This window comes from Streptomyces sp. NPDC090442 (genome assembly GCF_044769405.1).
Classification (GTDB): domain Bacteria; phylum Actinomycetota; class Actinomycetes; order Streptomycetales; family Streptomycetaceae; genus Streptomyces.
This window is the reverse complement of record NZ_JBIVXW010000087.1, coordinates 1-19,824: the sequence shown is the minus strand read 5'-3', so window position 1 is coordinate 19,824 and position 19,824 is coordinate 1. Positions and strand designations below refer to the sequence as shown.

At 69.1% G+C, this 19,824-nt stretch carries 24 protein-coding genes; 9 read left to right on the top strand and 15 right to left on the bottom strand.

What is annotated here, in order from left to right; all coding sequences use genetic code 11:
• Window positions 1–459 precede the first annotated feature (459 nt).
• From trpA to ACIQU6_RS38470, 3 genes are all read left to right on the top strand, one after another.
• Entirely contained in the window at window positions 460–1,290 is an 831-nt protein-coding gene (gene trpA / locus ACIQU6_RS38480) for a tryptophan synthase subunit alpha (protein ID WP_403486394.1), read from the top strand.
• A 58-nt stretch (window positions 1,291–1,348) separates the two neighbouring features.
• Window positions 1,349–2,077, top strand: coding sequence for an HNH endonuclease family protein (locus ACIQU6_RS38475; RefSeq protein ID WP_403486393.1), 729 nt, complete (start codon window positions 1,349–1,351; stop codon window positions 2,075–2,077).
• 259 nt (window positions 2,078–2,336) lie between these two features.
• Complete coding sequence (locus tag ACIQU6_RS38470) at window positions 2,337–3,269, top strand: hypothetical protein (RefSeq protein ID WP_403486392.1); 933 nt, start codon at window positions 2,337–2,339, stop codon at window positions 3,267–3,269.
• Window positions 3,270–3,306: 37 nt separating this feature from the next.
• On the opposite strand, the gene ACIQU6_RS38465 is transcribed toward ACIQU6_RS38470, so the two are convergent.
• The 14 genes from ACIQU6_RS38465 to ACIQU6_RS38400 all read right to left on the bottom strand — a co-directional run bounded on the left by ACIQU6_RS38465 (window position 3,307) and on the right by ACIQU6_RS38400 (window position 12,941).
• On the bottom strand, window positions 3,307–3,789 hold the full coding sequence (locus ACIQU6_RS38465; RefSeq protein WP_403486391.1) for a DUF6884 domain-containing protein: 483 nt from the start codon (window positions 3,787–3,789) through the stop codon (window positions 3,307–3,309).
• Complete coding sequence (locus tag ACIQU6_RS38460; RefSeq protein ID WP_403486390.1) at window positions 3,779–4,903, bottom strand: hypothetical protein; 1,125 nt, start codon at window positions 4,901–4,903, stop codon at window positions 3,779–3,781. Before ACIQU6_RS38460 ends, ACIQU6_RS38465 begins: the two co-directional genes overlap by 11 nt.
• A 59-nt stretch (window positions 4,904–4,962) precedes the next feature.
• Window positions 4,963–5,334, bottom strand: coding sequence for a hypothetical protein (locus ACIQU6_RS38455; RefSeq protein ID WP_403486389.1), 372 nt, complete (start codon window positions 5,332–5,334; stop codon window positions 4,963–4,965).
• 32 nt (window positions 5,335–5,366) lie between these two features.
• On the bottom strand, window positions 5,367–5,855 hold the full coding sequence (locus ACIQU6_RS38450) for a hypothetical protein (RefSeq protein ID WP_403486388.1): 489 nt from the start codon (window positions 5,853–5,855) through the stop codon (window positions 5,367–5,369).
• Between the two features lie 128 nt (window positions 5,856–5,983).
• Window positions 5,984–6,277, bottom strand: a complete 294-nt coding sequence (locus tag ACIQU6_RS38445; protein ID WP_403486387.1) for a hypothetical protein — start codon at window positions 6,275–6,277, stop codon at window positions 5,984–5,986.
• Between the two features lies 1 nt (window position 6,278).
• Entirely contained in the window at window positions 6,279–6,893 is a 615-nt protein-coding gene (locus ACIQU6_RS38440; RefSeq protein ID WP_403486386.1) for a Rad52/Rad22 family DNA repair protein, read from the bottom strand.
• Between the two features lie 136 nt (window positions 6,894–7,029).
• Window positions 7,030–7,542 (bottom strand): helix-turn-helix domain-containing protein, encoded by a 513-nt coding sequence (locus tag ACIQU6_RS38435; protein ID WP_403486385.1) that lies wholly within the window; start codon window positions 7,540–7,542, stop codon window positions 7,030–7,032.
• A 558-nt stretch (window positions 7,543–8,100) separates the two neighbouring features.
• Window positions 8,101–8,811, bottom strand: coding sequence for a VWA domain-containing protein (locus ACIQU6_RS38430; RefSeq protein WP_403486384.1), 711 nt, complete (start codon window positions 8,809–8,811; stop codon window positions 8,101–8,103).
• Between the two features lie 161 nt (window positions 8,812–8,972).
• Window positions 8,973–9,284 (bottom strand): hypothetical protein, encoded by a 312-nt coding sequence (locus ACIQU6_RS38425; protein WP_403486383.1) that lies wholly within the window; start codon window positions 9,282–9,284, stop codon window positions 8,973–8,975.
• Between the two features lie 202 nt (window positions 9,285–9,486).
• The gene (locus tag ACIQU6_RS38420) at window positions 9,487–9,717 is read right to left on the bottom strand and encodes a hypothetical protein (protein WP_403486382.1); all 231 of its coding nucleotides are present in this window, start codon (window positions 9,715–9,717) and stop codon (window positions 9,487–9,489) included.
• 141 nt (window positions 9,718–9,858) lie between these two features.
• On the bottom strand, window positions 9,859–10,371 hold the full coding sequence (locus ACIQU6_RS38415) for a hypothetical protein (RefSeq protein WP_403486381.1): 513 nt from the start codon (window positions 10,369–10,371) through the stop codon (window positions 9,859–9,861).
• A 212-nt stretch (window positions 10,372–10,583) separates the two neighbouring features.
• On the bottom strand, window positions 10,584–10,796 hold the full coding sequence (locus tag ACIQU6_RS38410; protein WP_403486380.1) for a hypothetical protein: 213 nt from the start codon (window positions 10,794–10,796) through the stop codon (window positions 10,584–10,586).
• A 604-nt stretch (window positions 10,797–11,400) separates the two neighbouring features.
• Complete coding sequence (locus ACIQU6_RS38405) at window positions 11,401–11,943, bottom strand: peptide deformylase (RefSeq protein WP_403486379.1); 543 nt, start codon at window positions 11,941–11,943, stop codon at window positions 11,401–11,403.
• A 23-nt stretch (window positions 11,944–11,966) separates the two neighbouring features.
• Entirely contained in the window at window positions 11,967–12,941 is a 975-nt protein-coding gene (locus ACIQU6_RS38400; RefSeq protein WP_403486378.1) for a multiprotein-bridging factor 1 family protein, read from the bottom strand.
• Between the two features lie 148 nt (window positions 12,942–13,089).
• Between ACIQU6_RS38400 and ACIQU6_RS38395 the strand changes: the two genes are divergently transcribed.
• Genes ACIQU6_RS38395 through ACIQU6_RS38375 form a run of 5 tightly spaced genes read left to right on the top strand, consistent with a single transcriptional unit; the run spans window position 13,090 to window position 17,616 of the window.
• Window positions 13,090–14,247 (top strand): glycosyltransferase, encoded by a 1,158-nt coding sequence (locus ACIQU6_RS38395; protein WP_403486377.1) that lies wholly within the window; start codon window positions 13,090–13,092, stop codon window positions 14,245–14,247.
• Complete coding sequence (locus ACIQU6_RS38390; protein ID WP_403486376.1) at window positions 14,244–14,948, top strand: hypothetical protein; 705 nt, start codon at window positions 14,244–14,246, stop codon at window positions 14,946–14,948. Before ACIQU6_RS38395 ends, ACIQU6_RS38390 begins: the two co-directional genes overlap by 4 nt.
• Complete coding sequence (locus ACIQU6_RS38385) at window positions 14,945–16,174, top strand: glycosyltransferase (RefSeq protein ID WP_403486375.1); 1,230 nt, start codon at window positions 14,945–14,947, stop codon at window positions 16,172–16,174. Before ACIQU6_RS38390 ends, ACIQU6_RS38385 begins: the two co-directional genes overlap by 4 nt.
• Window positions 16,174–17,040, top strand: coding sequence for a hypothetical protein (locus tag ACIQU6_RS38380; protein WP_403486374.1), 867 nt, complete (start codon window positions 16,174–16,176; stop codon window positions 17,038–17,040). Before ACIQU6_RS38385 ends, ACIQU6_RS38380 begins: the two co-directional genes overlap by 1 nt.
• A 51-nt stretch (window positions 17,041–17,091) precedes the next feature.
• On the top strand, window positions 17,092–17,616 hold the full coding sequence (locus ACIQU6_RS38375) for an AAA family ATPase (protein WP_403486373.1): 525 nt from the start codon (window positions 17,092–17,094) through the stop codon (window positions 17,614–17,616).
• Between the two features lie 201 nt (window positions 17,617–17,817).
• On the opposite strand, the gene ACIQU6_RS38370 is transcribed toward ACIQU6_RS38375, so the two are convergent.
• Entirely contained in the window at window positions 17,818–18,153 is a 336-nt protein-coding gene (locus ACIQU6_RS38370; RefSeq protein WP_403486372.1) for a GntR family transcriptional regulator, read from the bottom strand.
• A 595-nt stretch (window positions 18,154–18,748) separates the two neighbouring features.
• Between ACIQU6_RS38370 and ACIQU6_RS38365 the strand changes: the two genes are divergently transcribed.
• Window positions 18,749–19,186 (top strand): hypothetical protein, encoded by a 438-nt coding sequence (locus ACIQU6_RS38365; protein ID WP_403486371.1) that lies wholly within the window; start codon window positions 18,749–18,751, stop codon window positions 19,184–19,186.
• Window positions 19,187–19,824: the final 638 nt, after the last annotated feature.

Sequence of the window (19,824 nt, the reverse complement as noted above, 5' to 3'; positions counted from 1 at the left end):
GCGGTTCCGGACACAAGCCCGACACCGGCAATGACGCGGGAAGCAGGGGCATCAGCGGCGGATCATCCACCGGCAGTTCGTCCGGTGCGACGGAGCCGGACGGCACCGACGGATCGACTGGATCGCCGAGCAACCGCTCAGCGGACCAGACCCTCGCCAAGGACAAGGACGCCCCCAGCTCCTTGCCGGGCGCCAGCCTGGCTGCCACCGGGGCCTCGTCCAGCGGAGAACTTGGCCTTGCCGCCGGCGGGCTCCTCGCCGTCGGCCTTGCGACGGTAGGCGCAGCTGGGTACAGCAAGCGGCGCACGGCACGCTCCAACAAGCCTGAATCTGCCTGACGTTGCTCACCAGGCCGTCGGGGTGAGGACCCAGGTCCACCCCGACGGCCCCCGGCCACACCGACTCTGGACTGGTGCAACGGCCACACCGCTCCGCTCGCCTGCTGTGAAAGGGCCTGCTGTGACTGACTTGACTCTCGCTGCCGCCTGGCTTTCGGCCCGGCTCGGGCAGCGCCGACCTGCCCTGGGTGTCTTCCTGCCGGCCGGCTTCCCCGCCCCACGCCGCGACGTTGAGGTCCTGCGGGCCTTCGTCAACCGTGGCGCAGACGTCCTGGAGGTGGCGGTCCCGTACTCCGACGCCTACCTAGACGGCCCCGAGATCTGCGAGGCGTATCACCGTTCCCTCCGCCAGGGCACGACGGTGGCCGATGTACTGGAGACGATCCGTCAGACCGTCGCCACCACCTGGGCGGCCGTCGTGGCCCTCAGCTACTGGGGGCCGGTGGCTCAGTATGGGCCCGACCGGTTCGCCCGGGATCTCGCTCAAGCCGGCGCAGCCGGGGCGATGATCCCGGATCTGCCGCTGGAGGAAGCAGGTTGCTGGCTGAAGGCCGCACGTGCTGCCGGCTTGCACACCCCGCAGTTCGTCTCCCGCCGTGCTGACGACGCCCGGCTGGCCCGGGTCTGCTCCGCTGCCTCGGGATGGGTCTACGCCCCCGCGGTCGATGCGCCCACCGGCTATCAGGGGGAGCTGGACCCACAGGCCCTGGGGCAGTTCGCCAAACGGCTCCGACAGGTCACCCAAGCCCCCGTGGTCTCCGGCGTCGGCGTCCGCACCCCGCAGCAGGCCGCCAGCCTGGCCGCGTACGTGGACGGCGTCATGGTCGGCTCGGCCGTCATCCGCCCACTGCTGGACCGAGCAGACCGCGACGGCGTGGCCGAAGCCGCGGACCAGATCGCGGCGTTCGCCGCCGCGATCCGCACGCCACCGACCACACCGCCTCCGCTGTAAGCGGTCACCAACGGCAGTCCGGCACCCCGTCACTACCAACAAAGAAAGGTCCGCGCTCGTGACGACCCGCACTTCCAGAGCCGCCCTGGCCGCCCTCCTACTCACCGGCGCGCTGGCCGGCTGCTCCACGACCGCGGCGAACACGCAGGAGGAACCGCCTGCCCAGGGCACCGTCCGTGCCGCGCTCGCCGATCTTCCGGTGCACAAGACCACGGCGAAGGACGGGTACGACCGTGTCGCGAAGTTCGGCACGGCCTGGTCGGACAAGACCAACGCCCCCGGCTCCAACAACGCCTGTGATACCCGCAACGACGTATTGAAACGGGACCTGTTGGATGTGCAGTTCAGGGGCACGTCGACGTGTGTCGTCAGCTCGGGAACGCTGAAGAAAGATCCGTACACCGGTAAGCGCATCACCTTCGTCCGAGGCCCGCACACCTCCGGATCCATCGATGTGGATCACGCCGTCGCGCTGTCGCAGGCATGGAAGTCCGGTGCCCAGCAGCTCTCGCAGGCAGAGCGTGCCGCGCTCGCGAACGATCCGCTGAACCTGATCGCCGTGGACGGGCCGGCCAACCGGCAGAAGGGAGACAAGGACGCCTCACAGTGGCTGCCGCCCAACACCGAGTTCCAGTGCCCCTATGTCGCCCGCCAAGTGGCGGTGAAGAAGAAGTACCGGCTGTGGGTCAACCCGGACGAGAAGAAGGCGATGAGCCGCGTCCTGGAGACCTGCCCCAGCCAAGTTCTGCCGACCGAGGACACCCTCGGCGTCGCGATCCCGAAGTAGGAGGAGAGACATGCAGCCTGCCCACCCCACACCCCGCCGCCGAGCAGCGACCGCGCCTCCACGGCCCAGGTCGCCGCTACCCGACTACCGGAACATCTTCCTCGAACCCCGATACACCGACCCCCGAGTCCAACAGGCTTTTGAGGAGGCCCAGCAAGAGGAGAAGCCGGCCCGTTCACTGCGCCGGCGCTGAACTTCAGCGCCGGGCCCTCCTCCGGCTGTCGCTGACCTGGGGCGGAACGCACGCCATCATCGAGGCATGACCCGTGATCTCCCGCACCCACTGCACAAGCCCAACAGCGACCACGCCGGGGACGACCTCACGCTGCATGCTGCTCCCCGAACCCGCATCATCGACGACCACATGTTTGTCGGCGCGGAATTCGGCTCCGAGCAGGCCACCTTCCGGCTGCAGTTGTTCACGGCACCCGGGGCCCGGCCTGTCGCGGTGGCGACCCAACTGCCGCAAGAGGGAGCGAGCCTGGCCAACATGGCCGAGCGCTACGCGGCCGTCGTGTGGCGGCGCCACTGCCCCGAGGAAGCCGACCCGCCTTTGTGGATACAGCGCCTGCTCGACGGCGAAGACGGCCAGGGCGCCGTCTTCGAGCGGGTCTCCTTCGACACGGTAGGCCGCCACCAGCTCGCGAACCCGGAGTGGCACGACCTGACCGACGACCAGCTGCACCGGCTCGTCGGCCAGGTGGTGGACGGCAGCCGCGGCGCCGGCTACGTCCCACCGGAACCCGAGCCGGAGGCCGTACCGGTCCACGAGGTGACCGCCGTGGCGGATCTACCGGAACCGCATCCCTTCCGCACGCCCAACTGCATGCCCCAACGAGGGCCGCTGCAAGGGCGGTTGACGGGTACCTCGCGGGCTGTTCCGGGGTGCTGCTGGTATCACGACCACGACTGGCACGCCGTGTGTGAGCAGGCCGTCCGACTCGTTCAGGATGCCCAGCGAGTCGGCATCACCGGTCGTGACCTCGCCCCGCACGCATTGCAACGCGCACGGCAGGAGGCCACCTCAGAGCCGAATCTGGAGGCGCTGCGTACCCTGCTCGCCCCGGAGACCGCGATCACGGCCAACACCATCTACACCAACGGACAACACCGCGTCCGGGCCATGCGGGACGCGGGCGTGGAGCGCACCGTCACCGTGCGCTGGGAGTACCCCCAAAACAACGCCGAGTAAGGCGAAGGCCCCATCCCGCCCGCCAGCCGCGCGGAGCCTACAACTCAGCGTGTCCGGCGTACGCTGCGGCAGTGGCCAGCGGGTCCTGAACGTTCGCGATCCGGGAGAGCCTGCCGCGCTGCTCGCCGATCCCCCGAGTTCCCGCCAAAGGACGCAACACCGCAGGCCAGACTTCCGCGACCGGCTGCGCATACGCGCGGCCCGCCAGGACGATCACCGTCTTCGCCCTCTCCAGGCCCAGGATCTGGACTTGGCGCCGTAGCTGTTGGCCATCCACCGAACCGGGCTGTCCCACGCGCAGGTCGTACGGAGCGATCCGGTCCTCCAAGGCAATCAGGCCGAACTTGGCGGACAGCACCCGCAGTTCGCCGCCGCAGCGGATCAACGCTTCGCCGGCACGGCGGCACATGCGGTGATAGGAACCAGCTGCGTACAGCTCGCCCGCGGGCAGCGCCGATCCGACCGCCATCGCGGTCTTCACGGCGCTGCACGGGATGATCACCAGCAGCTCAGGCGGCACCGGCAAGAACCTGCTCCGGGGACTGCGGCTGGGCTGGTCTCCGAAGGCCGCGGATGCCCTCGATTTCGGGCCGGGCCAACTGGTCATGGCTCAGCGACGGCAGCGGCGGCAACCACCGTGCACCGACGCCGGGAGCAAAGGGCGGGCGCCATCGTTTCGCGTCGGTGCCCAGGGCCTGCGCCATCCTCCAACGACGACTTCGGGCCCGGCGCCGCCACTTTGGCAGCGGTGCTCCGTCCGCACGGTCCAGGAGCGCCAGCTCCAGAGGGTCGTTGAACTGTGCCAACGCCTGCTCGTACCCCCAACGGGCTTCGTCGCCGCCGGCACCGGACACCGGCTCGGCGGCCGCCTCCGGCGCCTCCTCGACGGGGGCATCCGCCGCAGGGCCGGCCATCTCCAGCAACTCGTCCACGGTGTCCGGGACGGTCGTGGCAGAGGCGTCGTTCGCCGACTCGTCCTCGACGATGGCGGGTTCGGTGAACGGGACGCGGGCGAGCTGGGCCTGGACCTCGTCCTCGGGAACGTGCCACGGATCGACGCCGCCGAACGTCTCCCACACCTCAGCGGCCACGGCCTTGGCCTGTTCCCACAGCGGGCGGGAGCTGTCGCGGCGCGGCGCGTCAGGAACGCCGGTGCGCAGGAAGCCCACCAGGGCGGTGAGGACCTCGGCGCGGAACTCCTTCGCCCTGATCGCCAGCGTCGTCGGGTCCTCGTACTCCAGATGCCCGGAGAAGACCGTGAGCAAGGAACGGCGCCAGGAACCGAAGGCCCGCGCGGCGCGCGTGGCCAGACGCTCGACGGCCGTCAGCACGCGCGGCAGCGCGACCAGGTAGCGAGCCATCGCCCGCCGCGGTCCCCAGACCTGCAGACGTCGATCGTCGGGGTGACCGAACCGCTCGCCGTTGCCCCAGTTTTCCTGGTACACCGACCAGCGGGGGTTGAGCTTGAACGGGGTGGAGTAGCTGAGCCCGTAGAGCGAGGCGAGTTCGAGGGCGGCGTGCTTGTGCTCCACCGCCCGGCGCTTGTTGCCGGCGGGGAAGGACAGCTCCACATCAAGGCGACGGGGACCCATCGCATACAGGCGGGGGATGTCGACGTACGTACGGGCAGTCACGCAGATACCTTCCGAATCGGTGTGTAAGGCAAGCCGGCGCCGGGCCGGCGCCGGCCGCGCTAGTTGGCGGTGAGGGAGTGGAGGCGGGCGCGCAGCTCCTCCGGGAAGTCGGCGACCAGGCGCGCACCGCTGGGATACGAGGAGCCGAGCAGGACGGCCACGCCGCGCAGCCCGGCGGGCCCGGCATGTGCCGAAGCAGCCAGGAAGCGCTCGGTGACGAGGTTGCGAGGCAGCACGACGGCATCGTCGGGGTGAAGCGTGATGACGCACAGGCCGCGAGTGCTGCCCCGCACGGCGTAGTGGGCGTGCCGGGGCGTCCCGCCGAGGTCATCGCGCAGCATCTGCTCGCGCTCCAGCCACCGGCCGGGCAACGGGAGGTTGCTGCGCGTGCCGTCCGGGTCAATACGGACGGCATTGACTCCCGGGATCATGCGGATTCCTCCTTCTGGTCGGGCAGTTCGCGTCAGGAACGCAGGGTGATGCGCAGGCTCTCGCAGTGGCTCGGCTCGGCCTCGTCAGCGATGTCGTCCAAGTCCTCCTCGATCTCGGTTCCGCTGAGATCGACGGGGATGGTTTCGGTGCGGCCGCCGTAGTGGAACACCGGATCAGCCACCTCCCACTCGGCCCCGGTCAAGGGCAGATAGCGGAAGGTCACGGCATCCGGTACGGGCAGGCCGGTGGTTGCGATCCAGTCGTGCAGATGCTCGCGCAGCGCCTCCCACAGCTTGTCCGGCACCGGGTAGAGGCCCGGACGGTGGTCGGCCAGCGGCCGGCCCTGCCGGTCGTGCCCGCACCTATCGCACAGCTCGACGAGGCGGGCATTGTCGAGCAGGCACGCCGCGTTGCGGCACTGCCACAGCAAGCCGCACTTGCGGGCAACCTCCCGGAGCGCCGGCTCCTGATGGTCATCGGCCGCTGCCAGGAGCGCGCTCAGGTCGTCGACGGTCGGCATGGGGGACCTCCGGGGGAAGGCGGCGGTGCGCCAGGGATCGGAGCCGGGCGCACCGACGCGCGGATCGGCCTCGTGCTCAAGGCACGGCGATCTGCGTGGTGTTGGGCGGAGTAGTTGGTGGTGTCGGGTTACGCGTCGTTGACGTGGTGCGCCAGGGTGTGTTGCTGGGCGGCTGTCGCGGCGTGCTCGGCCGTGATGGCGAGCGAGCCGGCGCCGCATTCACGCGGGCCTTGGCCGCGATCCACCTCCGTGGTGCACCACCAGGCATACGGGAAGCGGGAGCTTCCTGTTTCGCGGGTTTTCCACGACGGCAGATGGCGAGGGACGGTGGGCTGGGCGGGTTCGAACCGCCGGTCAGGCTCGGCGCCTTGGGCGGCCGTCTCCAGGAAGACGGCCGCCTCGACGTTCATCTCGTTCGTCATGTCACGCCGTGACGGTCTGCGGTTCCTGTTCGTCGCGAACAGGCTCATCGCTCGCCGGGGCCTTGGGCATGTAGTCCAAGGTGGCCTGTACTACCGGCTTGAGCGTGGCGCCGTTCTCGGCGAAGGTCCCGCCGCCGTTGTAGAGCGCAAGGCCGAACTGGTCCCCCAGGTTGACCGCCGTCCGCTTGAGCGCCTGGGAGAGGGCCTTCTTCAACGCCAGGTCGTGTGCGTCGCCCAGCGAAGGCTGGTTGACGGCATCGCCCGTCGCGCCATCCTCGAAGACGGCCAGCTCGTTCCCGTACGGGTCACGAATGCGCAGCCGCAGCAGTACGCGGTAGACGACGGTGTAGCGGGGCCGCGCGTTGCCGTTGCCCCCAGATTCCAGCTCACGTACGAGGGCGCAGTCGATGATCTCGTCGCTCCAGCCGCCGATGCCGAAGATGCGGGTGAGCCAGCGGCGTACGTCCCATGCGGCGAGGTAGGACTGACCGTTGGCATGCTGGACGCGGTAACGCTCCAGAGGGCGCAGCAGGTAGTCCCGCTGGGTCGGGTTCAGACCACGGCTATGCTGGGGGGCGGAAGTATCGGGCTGCGGATGCGTCTTGGTGTCCGTCAAGGTTCCTCCGGAACCGCTCGTGTGCTTCCAGTGAGTGATCCCGGTGCCGGCCTAGAGATGTCCAGTCGCGAAGCCGGCGCCGGGGCAGCGCCTTATGACACCTAAAACTATACCACTATTGTGGTGTTCCCGCAGGTCAGAACTTGACCGAGGGGTCCTTCTTCCTGAAGTAGCCGTTGAGTGTCCGGCCAAACCAGTAGGACCGGCCCAACTCGTCGGTGTCATCCGGGTCTGGGAACGTCTCGTCCCGGTGGCGACGCATCTCCACCGTCTCCGTATTCGTGCCCATCGCTTCCGCGATGTGATTGGTGTAGATACGGCGCCGCGCCCCTGGCCGCGGATCGATGGTTGGCGCCACGGGTAGCCAGCGGCCGACGATTTCCTGGATCTCTGGGATGAACTCCCCCTTGGCGTCCATGTAGCCGACCGCTTTCCAGAACGCGACGACCACCGACCGTGGGTAGCGCGGCCGTGTCGCGTCCGCCTCGGGGATCTCGATCCCCTTGGCTTCGGCGATCGCGCGAAGAGGCGAGGGGGTCACCTTTCCTCTTTGGGTTCGCCCTTTGTGCCACCGCTGGGCTGTTTGGCGAGCGACGCCCGCCTCGCGAGCGATGTCCGTCAGGCTCATCGAATCATCTTTGCTGGTCACGCGCGCATCCTGTCTCCTAAGACTTTCCTCGCCACGAGGCTACGACAGAATGCCCGCCCAAGGTGCTCCCGTGGAAACGACACCAGCGGCACGGGGAAGACGATGGTGAGCCACACGGGCTGTGCAACGAGGAGGCCGTGGTTGGGGAACCGATCAGCGGGCAGAGGCCCTTCACCCGGCGATCGTGCGTGCTCCGGCGTTCCGGTGTGTGCGCTGCGGCGGCATGGCGCCCTTCGCGGGGCGAGTGCTGTAACGGGTTTCCCCTCGGGACGGGCGCGCCGCCCGCGCCGCCCGCGCGGACTTCCGCTCTGCCCTCGCCTTCGTCGACCCGCGTGCCGGTGGTGTGCGCCTGGCTCGGTATCCGCCGGTGGCTGTCCAACTGGTCGCTGATCGCTCCCCAGTTGGCGTTCGTGTCGGTCAACACCCTTGTTGGGCAGCGCGGATGAGCTGTGCGTCGGGCGGGAGGACTGCCTCTTCCTGCTCGACGCGGCGCTTCGAGTCGTCGCTGGCTGGCCTCCCGGCCGCCCGAAGGACGGCCGGGAGAGGTGAGAACGACGGTCAGTGGAGGATCCCGGCGCCGCGGGCGGCCGCGAGCCACGGGCCGAAGTCGGCGGTGATACCCGCGTAGAACTCCTCGTCGGTAACGAGATGGGGGTCCAGGGCGTGGAAGAAGCCGGCGTTGTCGACCGCCCGGCCGCTCAGATCATCCAACTTCTCCAAGAACGCGACGTCCTTGCCGAAGCCGACGAAAACCCAAAACAGAGGCAGGTTCGAGGCGGAGCGCAGCGCCCTCGCGGCGGCAGCCCGGTTGCTGGGGCTGCCGTCGGTCTGGAAGATGACGAAGGCGGGGTCGGTGGCGCCAGATGCCTGGTAATGCTCGATCACGGCCTGGATGGCGTGTTCGTAGTAGGTCAGGCCCATGTGGCCCAGGCGCTGGTGGACCTGCTCGATGCGCCCCGCGTAGTTGTCCAGGGTCACCTCGGTCGTGCCGTCGATCTTGGTGGAGAAGAAGACGACCGGGACAGTGCCGTCGTCGTCCAAGTTGGCCGACAGACCAAGAGCCTGCTCAGCCAAGTGCTGGAGGGTGCCGTCCTTGTAGTACGGGCGCATGGAGCCCGAACGGTCGAGCACCAGGTAGACCGCGGCACGCTGGCCCGTCAGGCCGTGCTTGTCCAGGCTGACCTTCGCCTTCTTGGTGAGGTCGATCACCGAGGACGACGGTGCGACTTGCGGTGCGGTGGAAGTGGAGCCGAAGAGGTTCTTGAACACCGGTATCTCCTACGAGTTGCTGATACGTGTCTGCAAGGACGGGTGAGCAGGGAGCCGAGCATGCGTCAGATGGCCTGTGGACAGCGCACACACACCACCCGACCCCTCTGGAGTGGCTGGAGCCGGCTGCTAGACGGGGCTCGGGCCAGGTTGCTGGGCCGTCATAGGGGGTGGTGGCCGGTACTGCACTGAGGGGAACTCCCGGAGCGGCAGATTCGGATGGTGCGCTCCAACTGATCAGCGTTCTTGCGGTCCCAGTCCGCGGCCCGCTCCTGGTGACTGGTACGGCTGTCCATGATGGGGGTGCCGCCCGGCCATTCCGACGGGTTCCAGGGGCTGTAGTGGTTGTCCCGCCAGCTGCGAGCAATCGTGGCGTGGGCACGGCACAGGTCGCTGGGGATCGGCGTGGTCAGCATGCCGTCCCCCAGCGCGGCGGCCGAAGTGCACTCGGTTGTCGTGCATTTGGACGGCACTGACCTCCTCGTCCCAGTAGCGGAGTCCGGCGGCACGCCCGCGTGTGCCAGCCCGGGGCTGCAGGGGCGGTTCCTGTTCATGTTCGGCGCCTTCCTCGTCGGTGGAATGGGGCGGGAGGTTGGGGCGGAGGGGCGGGTCAGCAGCAGCAGTACGACCCCCGCCCCTCCAGCCCCGTGGCCGGGGAGTAGCGGCCCGGCCGGTCTAGGGGAAGGGCGTGACGGAGGAGCGGCGCGCGTGCTCGGGGAAGTGACTGCGGGGGCGGATGCCGTTGGCGGGCCACAGGTCGTAGCGCTGAACGGGCAGGCCGCGCAACTTTCGATCGAAGCAGCGGCGGCATTCGCAAGGGTGGGCGATCCGCTTTCCGCGGTAGGCGGCCAAGGAGTCGTGGTAGGTGACCGGGGTGCCGGGGCGGAGAGGTGCGAGAGTGCTCACGTGCGTCCTAACTGCTGCTAGAAGGTCGGGGCGCCGCCCCTTTGACACCTAAGACTCTATTAGAGTGCACCAGAGAATGCAAGCCTTAGGTGTCACGCGGTGGTGTTCGCTGTGGGTTCGATGGCGTGGCGCACTCTGTGGTCAGCTCTTGTTGAAGGCGGCGGTGTACTGGTCGGCCCAGGCGGCGCAGTCACGGCACCGCTCACTGGTGTAAGCCGGACGGCCATACCGCCGCTTCGGCCCGAAGGTGCAAGCCCGCACGGCCCCGTCGACGGCACGGAGCAGAGTGGCCACTGCGCCTCCCAGATGGTCGGGGAGGTCGGCGGTGAGCACCGTCGCGTTGTGGGCGTCCTTGAGGATCAGGTGACCTGCACTCTGGCCGAAGCTGACCATGTGCGGCGCCAGGACGCAGTCGGCCTCGAACATCGCGGGAACTCCGTCGAGTCGCAGAGCGCCAGTCAAGGCGCTCTGCCGGAAAGCGCGAGCTGTCCCTCGGTACCTGCGAGCCGGCTGCGGCCGCCCGTCGCAGCCCAGGGCGCCGACGCGGCGCCCGACGTCGATGTCGGCGGCGGCCGCGTCGAGCTCGTTCGCCCACTGCCACAGCGTGGCGGGGGCCTCCCGGTGCGGGGCGGGGTTGCGGGTGTAATCGGGCATCGTGGCGCTCCTGGCGTTGGCGGATTGCTGATGTGGTTGGGGCGCGAGCAAAATCGGAGACCGGCTGCGCACAAGGCGATAGACGGTCGTGCCATGGCTGCGCCGCGGGGCGCGCTCGGCGGCCCGGTGCTGGCGTACTGGAAGTGGTCCTCGTCGCGGTGGGCCCGTATCTCGCGGTGGGGCCGGGCCCTGGGTAGGGCCCGGCGGTCAGGTCAGTGCGAGCGGATGCCCGGGCAGCAGTGGTCGTCGGGGTACGTATGGGTGGGGCGAAGGTTGCGCAGGAGCTGGCCGAGCCTGGTCAGTTCACCGTCGAGCGCGAAGGCGGCGTGCTGGTCGCCGCGCGCTTCGGCCGCCCTGCTCAGTTCGCGGACTTCAGCCATACGGACCTTGATTTCGGTACTCGTCTGGGGAGTTGCGGTGGTCATCGCGGCCCTTCCTGTCGCTCGCCTGTGTCACCTAAGACTCTACGTGTAGCGATGCCGAAAGGGCAAGTCTTAGGTGTCGAACAAGATTGGGGCTGAAGGCGACCAAAGAGCTGCAGGAAAGTGCGAAGCAAAGGGTGAATGCAGGCCCCAGTCGGGCTGGTTCGGGGAGGCCAATGGCCCCTCCCGGGGGAGAGGCCAAAGGGTTCACCCGGGCCCGAGGCTGTGGGTACCGTTTTGACGGAGGCGTGCAGAACGGAGCTCATGTTCACCGTGGGCTTTCGGGCCGAGCACGGCCACGGTCCCCCGTACCACCAACTGTGCGCGGGCCTGGGCCGGGACCTAGGAGGCTTGCTGCGCGACTTCATCGTCAAGCGACTGTGGCGAATGAATAGCTGAACGAGACGGCCCCGGCGCCGTGGACACTGCGCCCAGGACCGGACGCTCAGGCTCAGGGCATCGCCCTGCCCAAGGAGCGGAGTTCGACTGCTGCCGCTCACGCCCAGTCGTAGCCACGCAGGCAGGCACCGAACTGGACCGCACACAGTGCGCGTGGCGAGCGGGCTTCTTCTCCGTCAGGCTTGATGGAGCCGGGAGCCGGGTGGCGTCAAGCGCCCTCGTACACCCAGGCCCGGCCGGTCTGGCGGTATTCCTCTACAGGGATAGGTTCGACGCCGGTCCGCATACGGGCGGTGTAGAGCAGGCCGTCGAGGTGGTCGATCTCGTGGTGGATGAGGCGGGCGAGGCCGCGTTCGTACACCGTGGTCACAGTCTCGCCGGCCAGGGCCGTGGTCTCCACGGTGATCTTCAACGGACGGGGTACGAGGCCGCGGACGTCGAAGAAGCTCAGACAGCCCTCGTATTGCTCGTCCATCTCGTCGGAGCGGGTGGTGATCTGCGGGTTGAGCAGGATGATGGCAGGGGCGTCGCCAGGCGGCTGGACGACGGCGGCGGCGCGTGCGATACCGATCTGCGGCGCCGCGATGCCCATGCCCTTGGCGAAGGGGTGGACCTGTCCGATCCGCTCCATGGCGGCGAACAGTTCGTCCACGGCGCGCTCGGCCTGGTCACGCTCAGCAGGCAAATCGAAGGTGCTGGCGGCTTCGGCGAGGATGCCAGCGCCGTGCTGGACGACTCCGAGGTCTCGCATGCGTTGGCTGGGCCGGACGTCAATCACCTGAACTCCCCTTGATTCATGTCGTGTTCGGGACGTGCCCGGAACCTCCATTCCAAACGGTACCGAGCGTGTAGTGCGGGTGCGGTCGTGTTCCAAGTGAATTGCCGGTGCTCGCCATCGTCGCTTCGTACGGGAGGGGTCCGCAGCGGGGAGGCTTCGGCGGTCATGGAGGTTTCAGTGCCCCATACGACCGGGTCGAGGGCGTCAGGGAAAACAAGCTGGACTTCCAGCTGTTCGGTGGGCAAACGGACGGCCCGCTGGAACCAGTTGCCCCACTTGTCATCGCCGACGGTGTAGGCGTATTCGATCCACACGGACTCGCCGGGGTAGAGCGGGAAGCGGCCGTGTTCGTTGTCGAACAGCAGCCAGACTTCCTTGAAGGCGTCACGGTCGTGCTTGGCCTGCCAGCGCATCGCTTCGCCGCGACAGGTGGCGGTGAGGTCGAGTTCATCCCAGGTCAGCGGGTGGACGCGGTAGTGGGCGTTGGACCGCTCGGGGTCGCCGGGGTAGCGGTCGACGGAGATGCGGATCAGGTAGCGGGTGACCGGTTCGTCGCCGGTGTTCCGCAGCAGCCGTCTCATGGTGAGTCGGTAGCAGTGGCCGTCGTACTGGAGGCGGGCAGCGTCGTGTTCGACGACAAGGGCGGACCCGGTGGCGTACGGCTGCTCGTGCCTGCGCTGGGCCGGAGGGGCTAGAGATTGGCGCCGGGACTTTGCCCGGGCCTGCTCATAGTCGCACCAGCGCCGCCAGATCGCCTTCCCGGCGTTCAGTTGCTCGTCGGCGAGTCGGGCGAACTCCTCGGTGGGCTTGTGGCGGCCGGACTCGACATGGCTGACGTATGACGGGTCGAAGCCCATGGCCTCGGCTAAGGCCCGCTTGGACATACCGCGTACTTCCCGCCACCGCGCGACCTCTGCCGCGAAGTTCTCGGCCGCCTGCTCGACGGTGATCTCCTCGTCCTGCGCATCCATCGAAGCCCCGCCCCGCGTCACTTGGTAGTGAACATGAATGAACCGTGAGTGACCTCAGTTCATCATCCCATCACGGCCAGCGTCAGCGCTTTCCTTCCCTCACCGACCCGGATCGACCCTTCCGGGCAGACGAGGGAGGCGACGCCTCATGCGCGTGCTGTATCTGCTCAACATCTCCAACCCCGACCGGCTGTCTTCCGACTCCGGATGGATCTTCGCGGACCTACTCGCCCCCGCTCTGGCCGATGCCGGTGCCGAGGTAACCGTCGCGGCTCCGGCTGCAGCTGGGGACGCCCGCTGCGGCTTCCACCAGACGAAGGTTCCGGGGACGAAGTACCGCGCCCGGTTCTCCGCGGACATCGACGAGTTGGTGGACCTGATCCGCGAGACCAGGCCGGACGCGGTGGTGGCCAACCAGATTGAGGAAGCCCCGGCCGTCCGAACGGCCCTGCTGGAGGTCGGCTCGGACGCTGTGCTGGCCGGCTACTGCCACTACCTGCCCTTCTCCTTCAACGGCGGCGGTCAGCTTCTGCTCGACCCCGCGTTGAACGACGCGGGCCTGGGCCGGCCGGTGCTGCTGGCGTTCGCCGCCGGGCTGGCGGCCTGCGACCGAGTCATGGTCCACTCCGCCACGGCCGCCTCCTGGACCTCGGCCGCAGCCGCCCGCATGACCGTGGACCTCGGCGACAAGCTGCGGGTGGTGCCCGCACCACGCGACGAGCGCCTGGTCCGCGGCCCCGCAACAGCCCGCTGCCGGGAGGGCGTTGCGCCGATCGGCGTCTACAACCACAGGCTGTACGCGCACTACGGCACCGAGCAGTTCGTGAACCTCGCCCGCGACCTGGTGGCCTCCGGCACCGTCCGGCTGCGGGTGATGGACCTGTTCGGCAAGCGCCGGTCCGAGCGCACGGGCCTGGACGACAGTCCCGAGAAGATGCGCGACCAACTCGCCGCCCTGCCGCACGTCCAGGTCGTCTCCGACCGGGGCGACCGCGTCCGCTACAAGAACCTGCTGGCCGGCACCCGCTTCGGCATCGCCCCGTTCCGCCCCGGCTGCCCCTGGTCCATGTCCGTGATCGACTGCCAGGGCATGGGCCTGCCGGTCATCTCACCCCAGCTGGGTTGGCTCGCCGAACACATCGATCCCGAGCTGTGCTTCACCACGCCGGCCGAGGCCGTCGCCCTGGCCGAACGGCTCGCCACGGACGACGAGTTCCACGCGCTGCACGCCAAGCGGGCCCACGCCTCCACCGCCGACTTCGCCCCCGCCCTGGTCGCTGCCCGCTACCTGGAGGCCCTGTCATGACCGAGTTCGACGCGGTCTTCCTCTCCTACGACGAGCCGATGGCCAACTCCCTCCACGCCCGCGCGCAGCGGACGCTCGGCGGCACGGTCAAGCGCCTGCACGGGGTGCACGGGATGCGCCGGGCCTACCGGCTGTGCGCCGAAGTCGTCGACCGTGAACAGTTCTTCCTCGCCGACGGCGACTTCGCCATCGACACGGGCTTCGACCCGGCCGCCGTCGAGCCGCTGGACGAGGACGTGTCCATGCGGGTGTGGCGTGCGGTCAACCCGGTCAACGGGCTGGCCTACGGCTACGGCGGTCTGAAGCTGATCCGCCGCAGCGCCCTGCGCGCGATGGGCCAGGCCGTGGATGTCCTCGCGGCCCTGCCCGGCCGCATCGAGTTCACCGGGCAGACCGCGGGCATCACCAGGTTCAACCAGAGCCCCTTCCGCGCCTGGAAGGCCGGTTTCCGCGAGTGCGCGATGCTCGCCCGCGGCAGCGAATACGGCATGGCCAACGACGCCGCCCGCCAGCGGGTTCAGGCGTGGACGACCAGCCGGGACGGGGAGTTCGCCGCCTATGCCGCCGCGGGGGCCCGGGAGGGCATCGCCTTCGCCCGCGAGGCCGCCCGCGACGTGAAGCGGTTCGACCACCTCAACGACCCGTCCTGGCTGCGGGCCCAGTTCGTCGCCACCCATGGGGACCAGGTGGTCTCCGGATGACCAGCCCGCTCGTGCTCATCGAGCCGTACGCCGACCGCCTAGGCGGCCACCATCAGCGCACCCTCGTGGCACTCGCCCAGGCCCGGCCCGGCAGCCTGGTCATTGCCCCGCACGGAATCGCCCGTGAGGAGGCGAGGGTCCTGCGCCAGGCCGGTGCCCATCTGGTGACCTCCCCGGCCGGGCTCCGGGCGTCCGTGCTGCTGGCCGCCTCCCACCTCGCCGCGGGGCTTTCTGCGGCCGGGCAGTGGATCTTCCGCTCGCGCCGATGGCCCCGCCTCCTGCGGCGGCTGCCGCACCAGATCACCCTGGTCGCCCGTCTCCTCGCGGAGGCGTCCGCTCTGCGGTGTGCCCGCCGCCTTCAGGCAGGGATCGAGGCGGTGGTGATCCTGACCGCGAGCGAGGCCCTGCACGGGGCCGCCGCCCTCCTCGGCGGCCTGCCGCACCTGCGGTACCTCCACGAGCAGGTCACCACCGAGGACGCCGTGGTGCGGCTGCTCGGCCGGCTCGCCCGCTGGGGCGAGAGGCAGGTTGTCGCGGTGTACCCGACGCAGGCTGTGGGCGATCAGTTCACCGCGGCCTTCCCTGACCTGCCCGGGGTGGTGCGGGCCTTCGCCGTCGACGACGGCCGCCGCCTGACCGACGCCGAACGCATAGGCGGCCGGGCGGCCTTCGACATCCCCGCCGTCGAAGCTGTGGTGTGCCTGATCGGCGGCTGGTGGCCCTACAAGGACATCGCCACCATCGACGCCGCCCTGGCCCGCCTGAGCGAACCGCTGCACCTAGTCGTCACGGGCCAACCGCTCGACGTGGCTGTCCTGGAGCGGTGGCGGGACCTGCCCAACGTCCACCTGCATCTCGTGGTCGGCCCCATCGCGGAAAGCGCGCTGCGGCTGGTCTACGGCGCCTGTGACGCTGCCCTGGTCGCCCGGCATCCCGGCGTCGGCAAGGAATCTGGCCTCGTGATGGACGCCGCCCGCCTCGGTGTCCCCCTGATCGTCTCCGACCACGATGCGGCCCTCACCGCCCGGCTTCACGGTCAGCCCTGGGCCCTGACCTTCCCCGCCGGCGACCCCAAGGGTCTCGCCGACGCCCTCTACAGCGTCGTCCGCCAGCCGCCCGAGCGACCCAGGACCCAAGCCGGCCGGCTACTGGGGATGTGGACCGCCGCCGAGCAGGCCGCCTTCCTCACCCGGACCTTCGCCTCCCTGCGTACGAAGGAGCCCTGATGCTGAGCACACCTCCCGCCCTGATCGCTGTCATCGGCCCAGTCGAGCCCACGTTGTTTGCCGCCTGGGTCCGCCACTACCGGTGGTTGGGCATCGAGCAGTTCCTGATCACCTTCCACTTCCCCGAGCACGTCTCCAACGCCAAGCGGAACGAACTCCACCACACCAGCTGCGAGTTGGGTGTCATCCCGACCGGAACCAGCACCGGCCCATGGCACGAGCACACCAACACCCAGCTCCGTGACGCTCTTCGCCAGGCGGCCGGACCGGGCTGGCACCTGGTCGCCGACGCCGACGAGTTCCAGCAGTACCCCGCCCCGCTCCCGCAGGTCATCGCCCAGGCCGAGAAGACCGGCCACCGCGTGGTCGGCGGGCTGATGCTCGACCGCGTCGCTGCGGGTGGCCACTTGACCGGCTGGGAGCCCGAACGCGGACTTGACCTCACCTATCCTCTCGGCGGTCACCTCACCCACCGGCTTCTGCACGGCGACCCCCGAAAGATCGTCCTCGCCCGCCACGACGTCACTGTCGCCTCCGGCAATCACCGGGCGCCAGCGCACCGGCCGGATGCCGACCGCCTCTGCGCGGTTCACCACTTCAAGTGGCGCTTGGGCGTCCTGAACGACCTCCGCCGCCGGGTAGAGCACTTCTCCTCCGGCGCTTGGCAGGAGCAGTCCTCCGCCGTCAGGGACGAGGCCAGCCGCCTGCTGGCCCACGCGGGCCAGCGCGGTGGCGTGATCAACATCAGCGATCCGCGGTTCGCGTTCCGCCGGGTGTCCCTGGACCACATGCCCTTGAGCTGGCCCGGTGAGGCCCGCGGCATCTTCACCTCTTGGCGGCCGCACGCACATCCTGGCCAGGATTGACCGACAATGCTCACGCTCGTGCATTGCTCAACGTGGAAGGAAGACCCCGCCGTGCCACTCGCCGTTCTCCTCGTCGGCCTGACGGGCTCCGGGAAGACCACCGTCGCCCAGGCCCTGGCCAGACACGGCTTCGCCCGGCTATCCGTGGACGAGGAGGTCCACCGCCTCCACGGCCGGTACGGCGTGGACTACCCCGAGCACACCTACTTCGAGCGCGAACGCCCTGTGGTCGAGGCGATCCGCGAGCGGTTCGTCAAGGAACTGGAGGCCGGCAACGACGTCGTCCTGGACCACGGGCTGTGGCGCCGCAATGATCGCGACGCCTGGCGGCAGGCCGCCCGCGAAGCGGGCGGCCACCCCCTCGTGGTCCACCTCCCCACTGACCGGGAGGAATTGCTGCGGCGTCTTGCCGAACGTAACCAACGCGAGGACGCCAACGCCCTCACCGTTACCCCCGAAGCCCTCGACGACTTCTTCGCCCGCTTCGACCCCCCGGCCGATGATGAGGAAGCGATCGTCTACACCGGAGACCCGAACACGCTCGTGGCAACGCTCCGCGAAGCACGGCAGAGCTGAAGCAGGCCCAACCCCCTTTCGGGCTCCAGCTCTGGAAGGGGTTACGGCGGCGCGATCCGACCGGCCGGCACTCCGATCTTGTTGGGGGTGCACGTGGCGGCTCGTGCTTGTGGGACGTGTTGTGCGCCTTGTGCCGGCCTTCGGGGGCGAAGCTCTCGTCGACGGGCACTTGCTGGACTGCCTTGGGGGCCGGCTGTCAGGTCAGTGTTGCTGGCCTCGTTCCAGTGCCTCCAGGCGAATCGTCAAGTCTGCAACCTGTTCTTGGAGGTCGCGGATGGCGCGCGCCGTCGGGTCTGCTTGGACTTTCTCCAGTGCTGCGTCGCTGACGTACGATCCGCCGCCTTGGTGGGAGTAGATCAGCCCTGCGTTGCGCAGCTCCCTGAGCGCGCGTTGCACGGTGCCCAGGGCGACCTCGTGTTGGGCGGCGAGATCGCGGGTGCTGGGCAATTTGTCCTGGGGCGAGAGCCTGCCGCTGCGGATGGCGCCCTCCACTTCCTGCATGATCCGCACGTACGGCTGCACGGTCTCGTCTTTCATGGCCGACATCCTAAGTCGACCTCTCCCGCCTAGTCAGCTTCGCCGACGTAATCAACATGGTTGACACGAGACCATCTGTATCAACTAACTTAGCTATGTCAACGTCTTTGGTTGATCGGCTTCAGCGCTGGCGCTGCCTGGCCTGCACGTAGGTCCACATCGGACGCGACGTGCAGGCCAGGGAACGGCCAGATCTTCACCTCCCCACCCCTGCCGAGCTCGCCCAGCGGGCCAGAACCACGGCTGATCCCAGGGGAGTTGCCCGAATACACGGGCGTGGCCGTCCTACAACTCCACAGCGTGATCCACCGCAGGCGAAGCCGTGACGACACCGGCGGAAGCGGTGGAGACCAGCCGGCCGAGAAAGGGCCTGAGCCCACGACAGCGCAACCGGCTTCAAAGAACGACGCGGCGACCTTGTGCTGCGACGACCGCCTGGGACGGACCTCCCCGGGTGAGAGCGGTCCGCGTCGAGTGAGGTCACCGCGCGCTGGAGACGCGACGACACCGGCCACCGGTGGCCCAGCCACCACGCCGCCGGACACACCACACCCCAGGGCCTGCACCGGCGGAGCCCTTCGTCACAAGGAGAGCGATGAACCGTACGTCTCGAATAGCCACGGCAGTTGCCGCAACCACCGGTGCCTTCGGGCTGCTCACCGGCACCGCCCAGGCCGCCGTGCCGCCCCCCGAGGGCCCCACCGCCACGTACACCGAGCAGCGGTACAACCCCTTCACCGGCCGGACGGAGATGGCCCGGGTCACCGAATACCCGGACGTCATCGTCCGCCCCGCCGGCACGGTCGTTCCCGCGGCGGGTACCGGCGGTCTGTATCTGCGCATCGCCAGCGGAACGATCACCGGTCTGATGGCGGAAGGCGACCAGGCCCGTTTCCTCGGGTGCCACCCGACGAACCCCGGCCTGATCCGGGTGCGCCAGATCACCCACGGCCACGGCGGATGGGGCGCCTACGAGGGCTACGTCAAGGCCCGCGCCACCACGACGCCTGAGCAGTTCCCCTGCGGCGGCTGACCACCCGCCCGCATCACGTTCGGCCGGCCCGTTGGAGAAGGGCCGGCCGAACGGTCAACACGACAGCCCCAGGAGTGCGTCCTGAGGCTGCCACACAGGACCCAACGCCATGGAGGACCCCTGTGATCACCCACATGATGTCACGCGACGCCTCGACCGACACCGGCACCCGCGCGCCCCAACAGCCCGCTGACACAAGCCCGTTGCTGCCGACGGCAACGGCAGAGGCGGCCCTGCATCGACTAGTTCGCCACCTGGTGCACGACGGCGATGCCCGCGCCACCCGCGCGGGGCGCCGCGCACCGCGGCGGGCGGCTGAGTGAGTGTTTTTGAACTCTGGCCGTGAGGTGTGTATGGCTGGATGATCTGGCTCGTGGCGGCTGACGGGACGGCTCGGCGGTACTGTCGTGAGTGTGGTGATCCGCTGCCGGTGTCGATGGCGGAGGAGGCGGTGTTCTGCTCGGGTCGGTGCAGGTCACGGCAGTGGCGGAGGCTACAGCGGACCCGGCAGCGGGTGATCGCGATGCAGCGGGGTAAGCGGGTGGAGTGCCCGGTGTGCGGCCGGTCGTGGACGGTGGGGGTGGAGCGGTCGAAGTCGGCGGTGTACTGCTCGGACCGCTGTCGGGTACGGGCCTGCC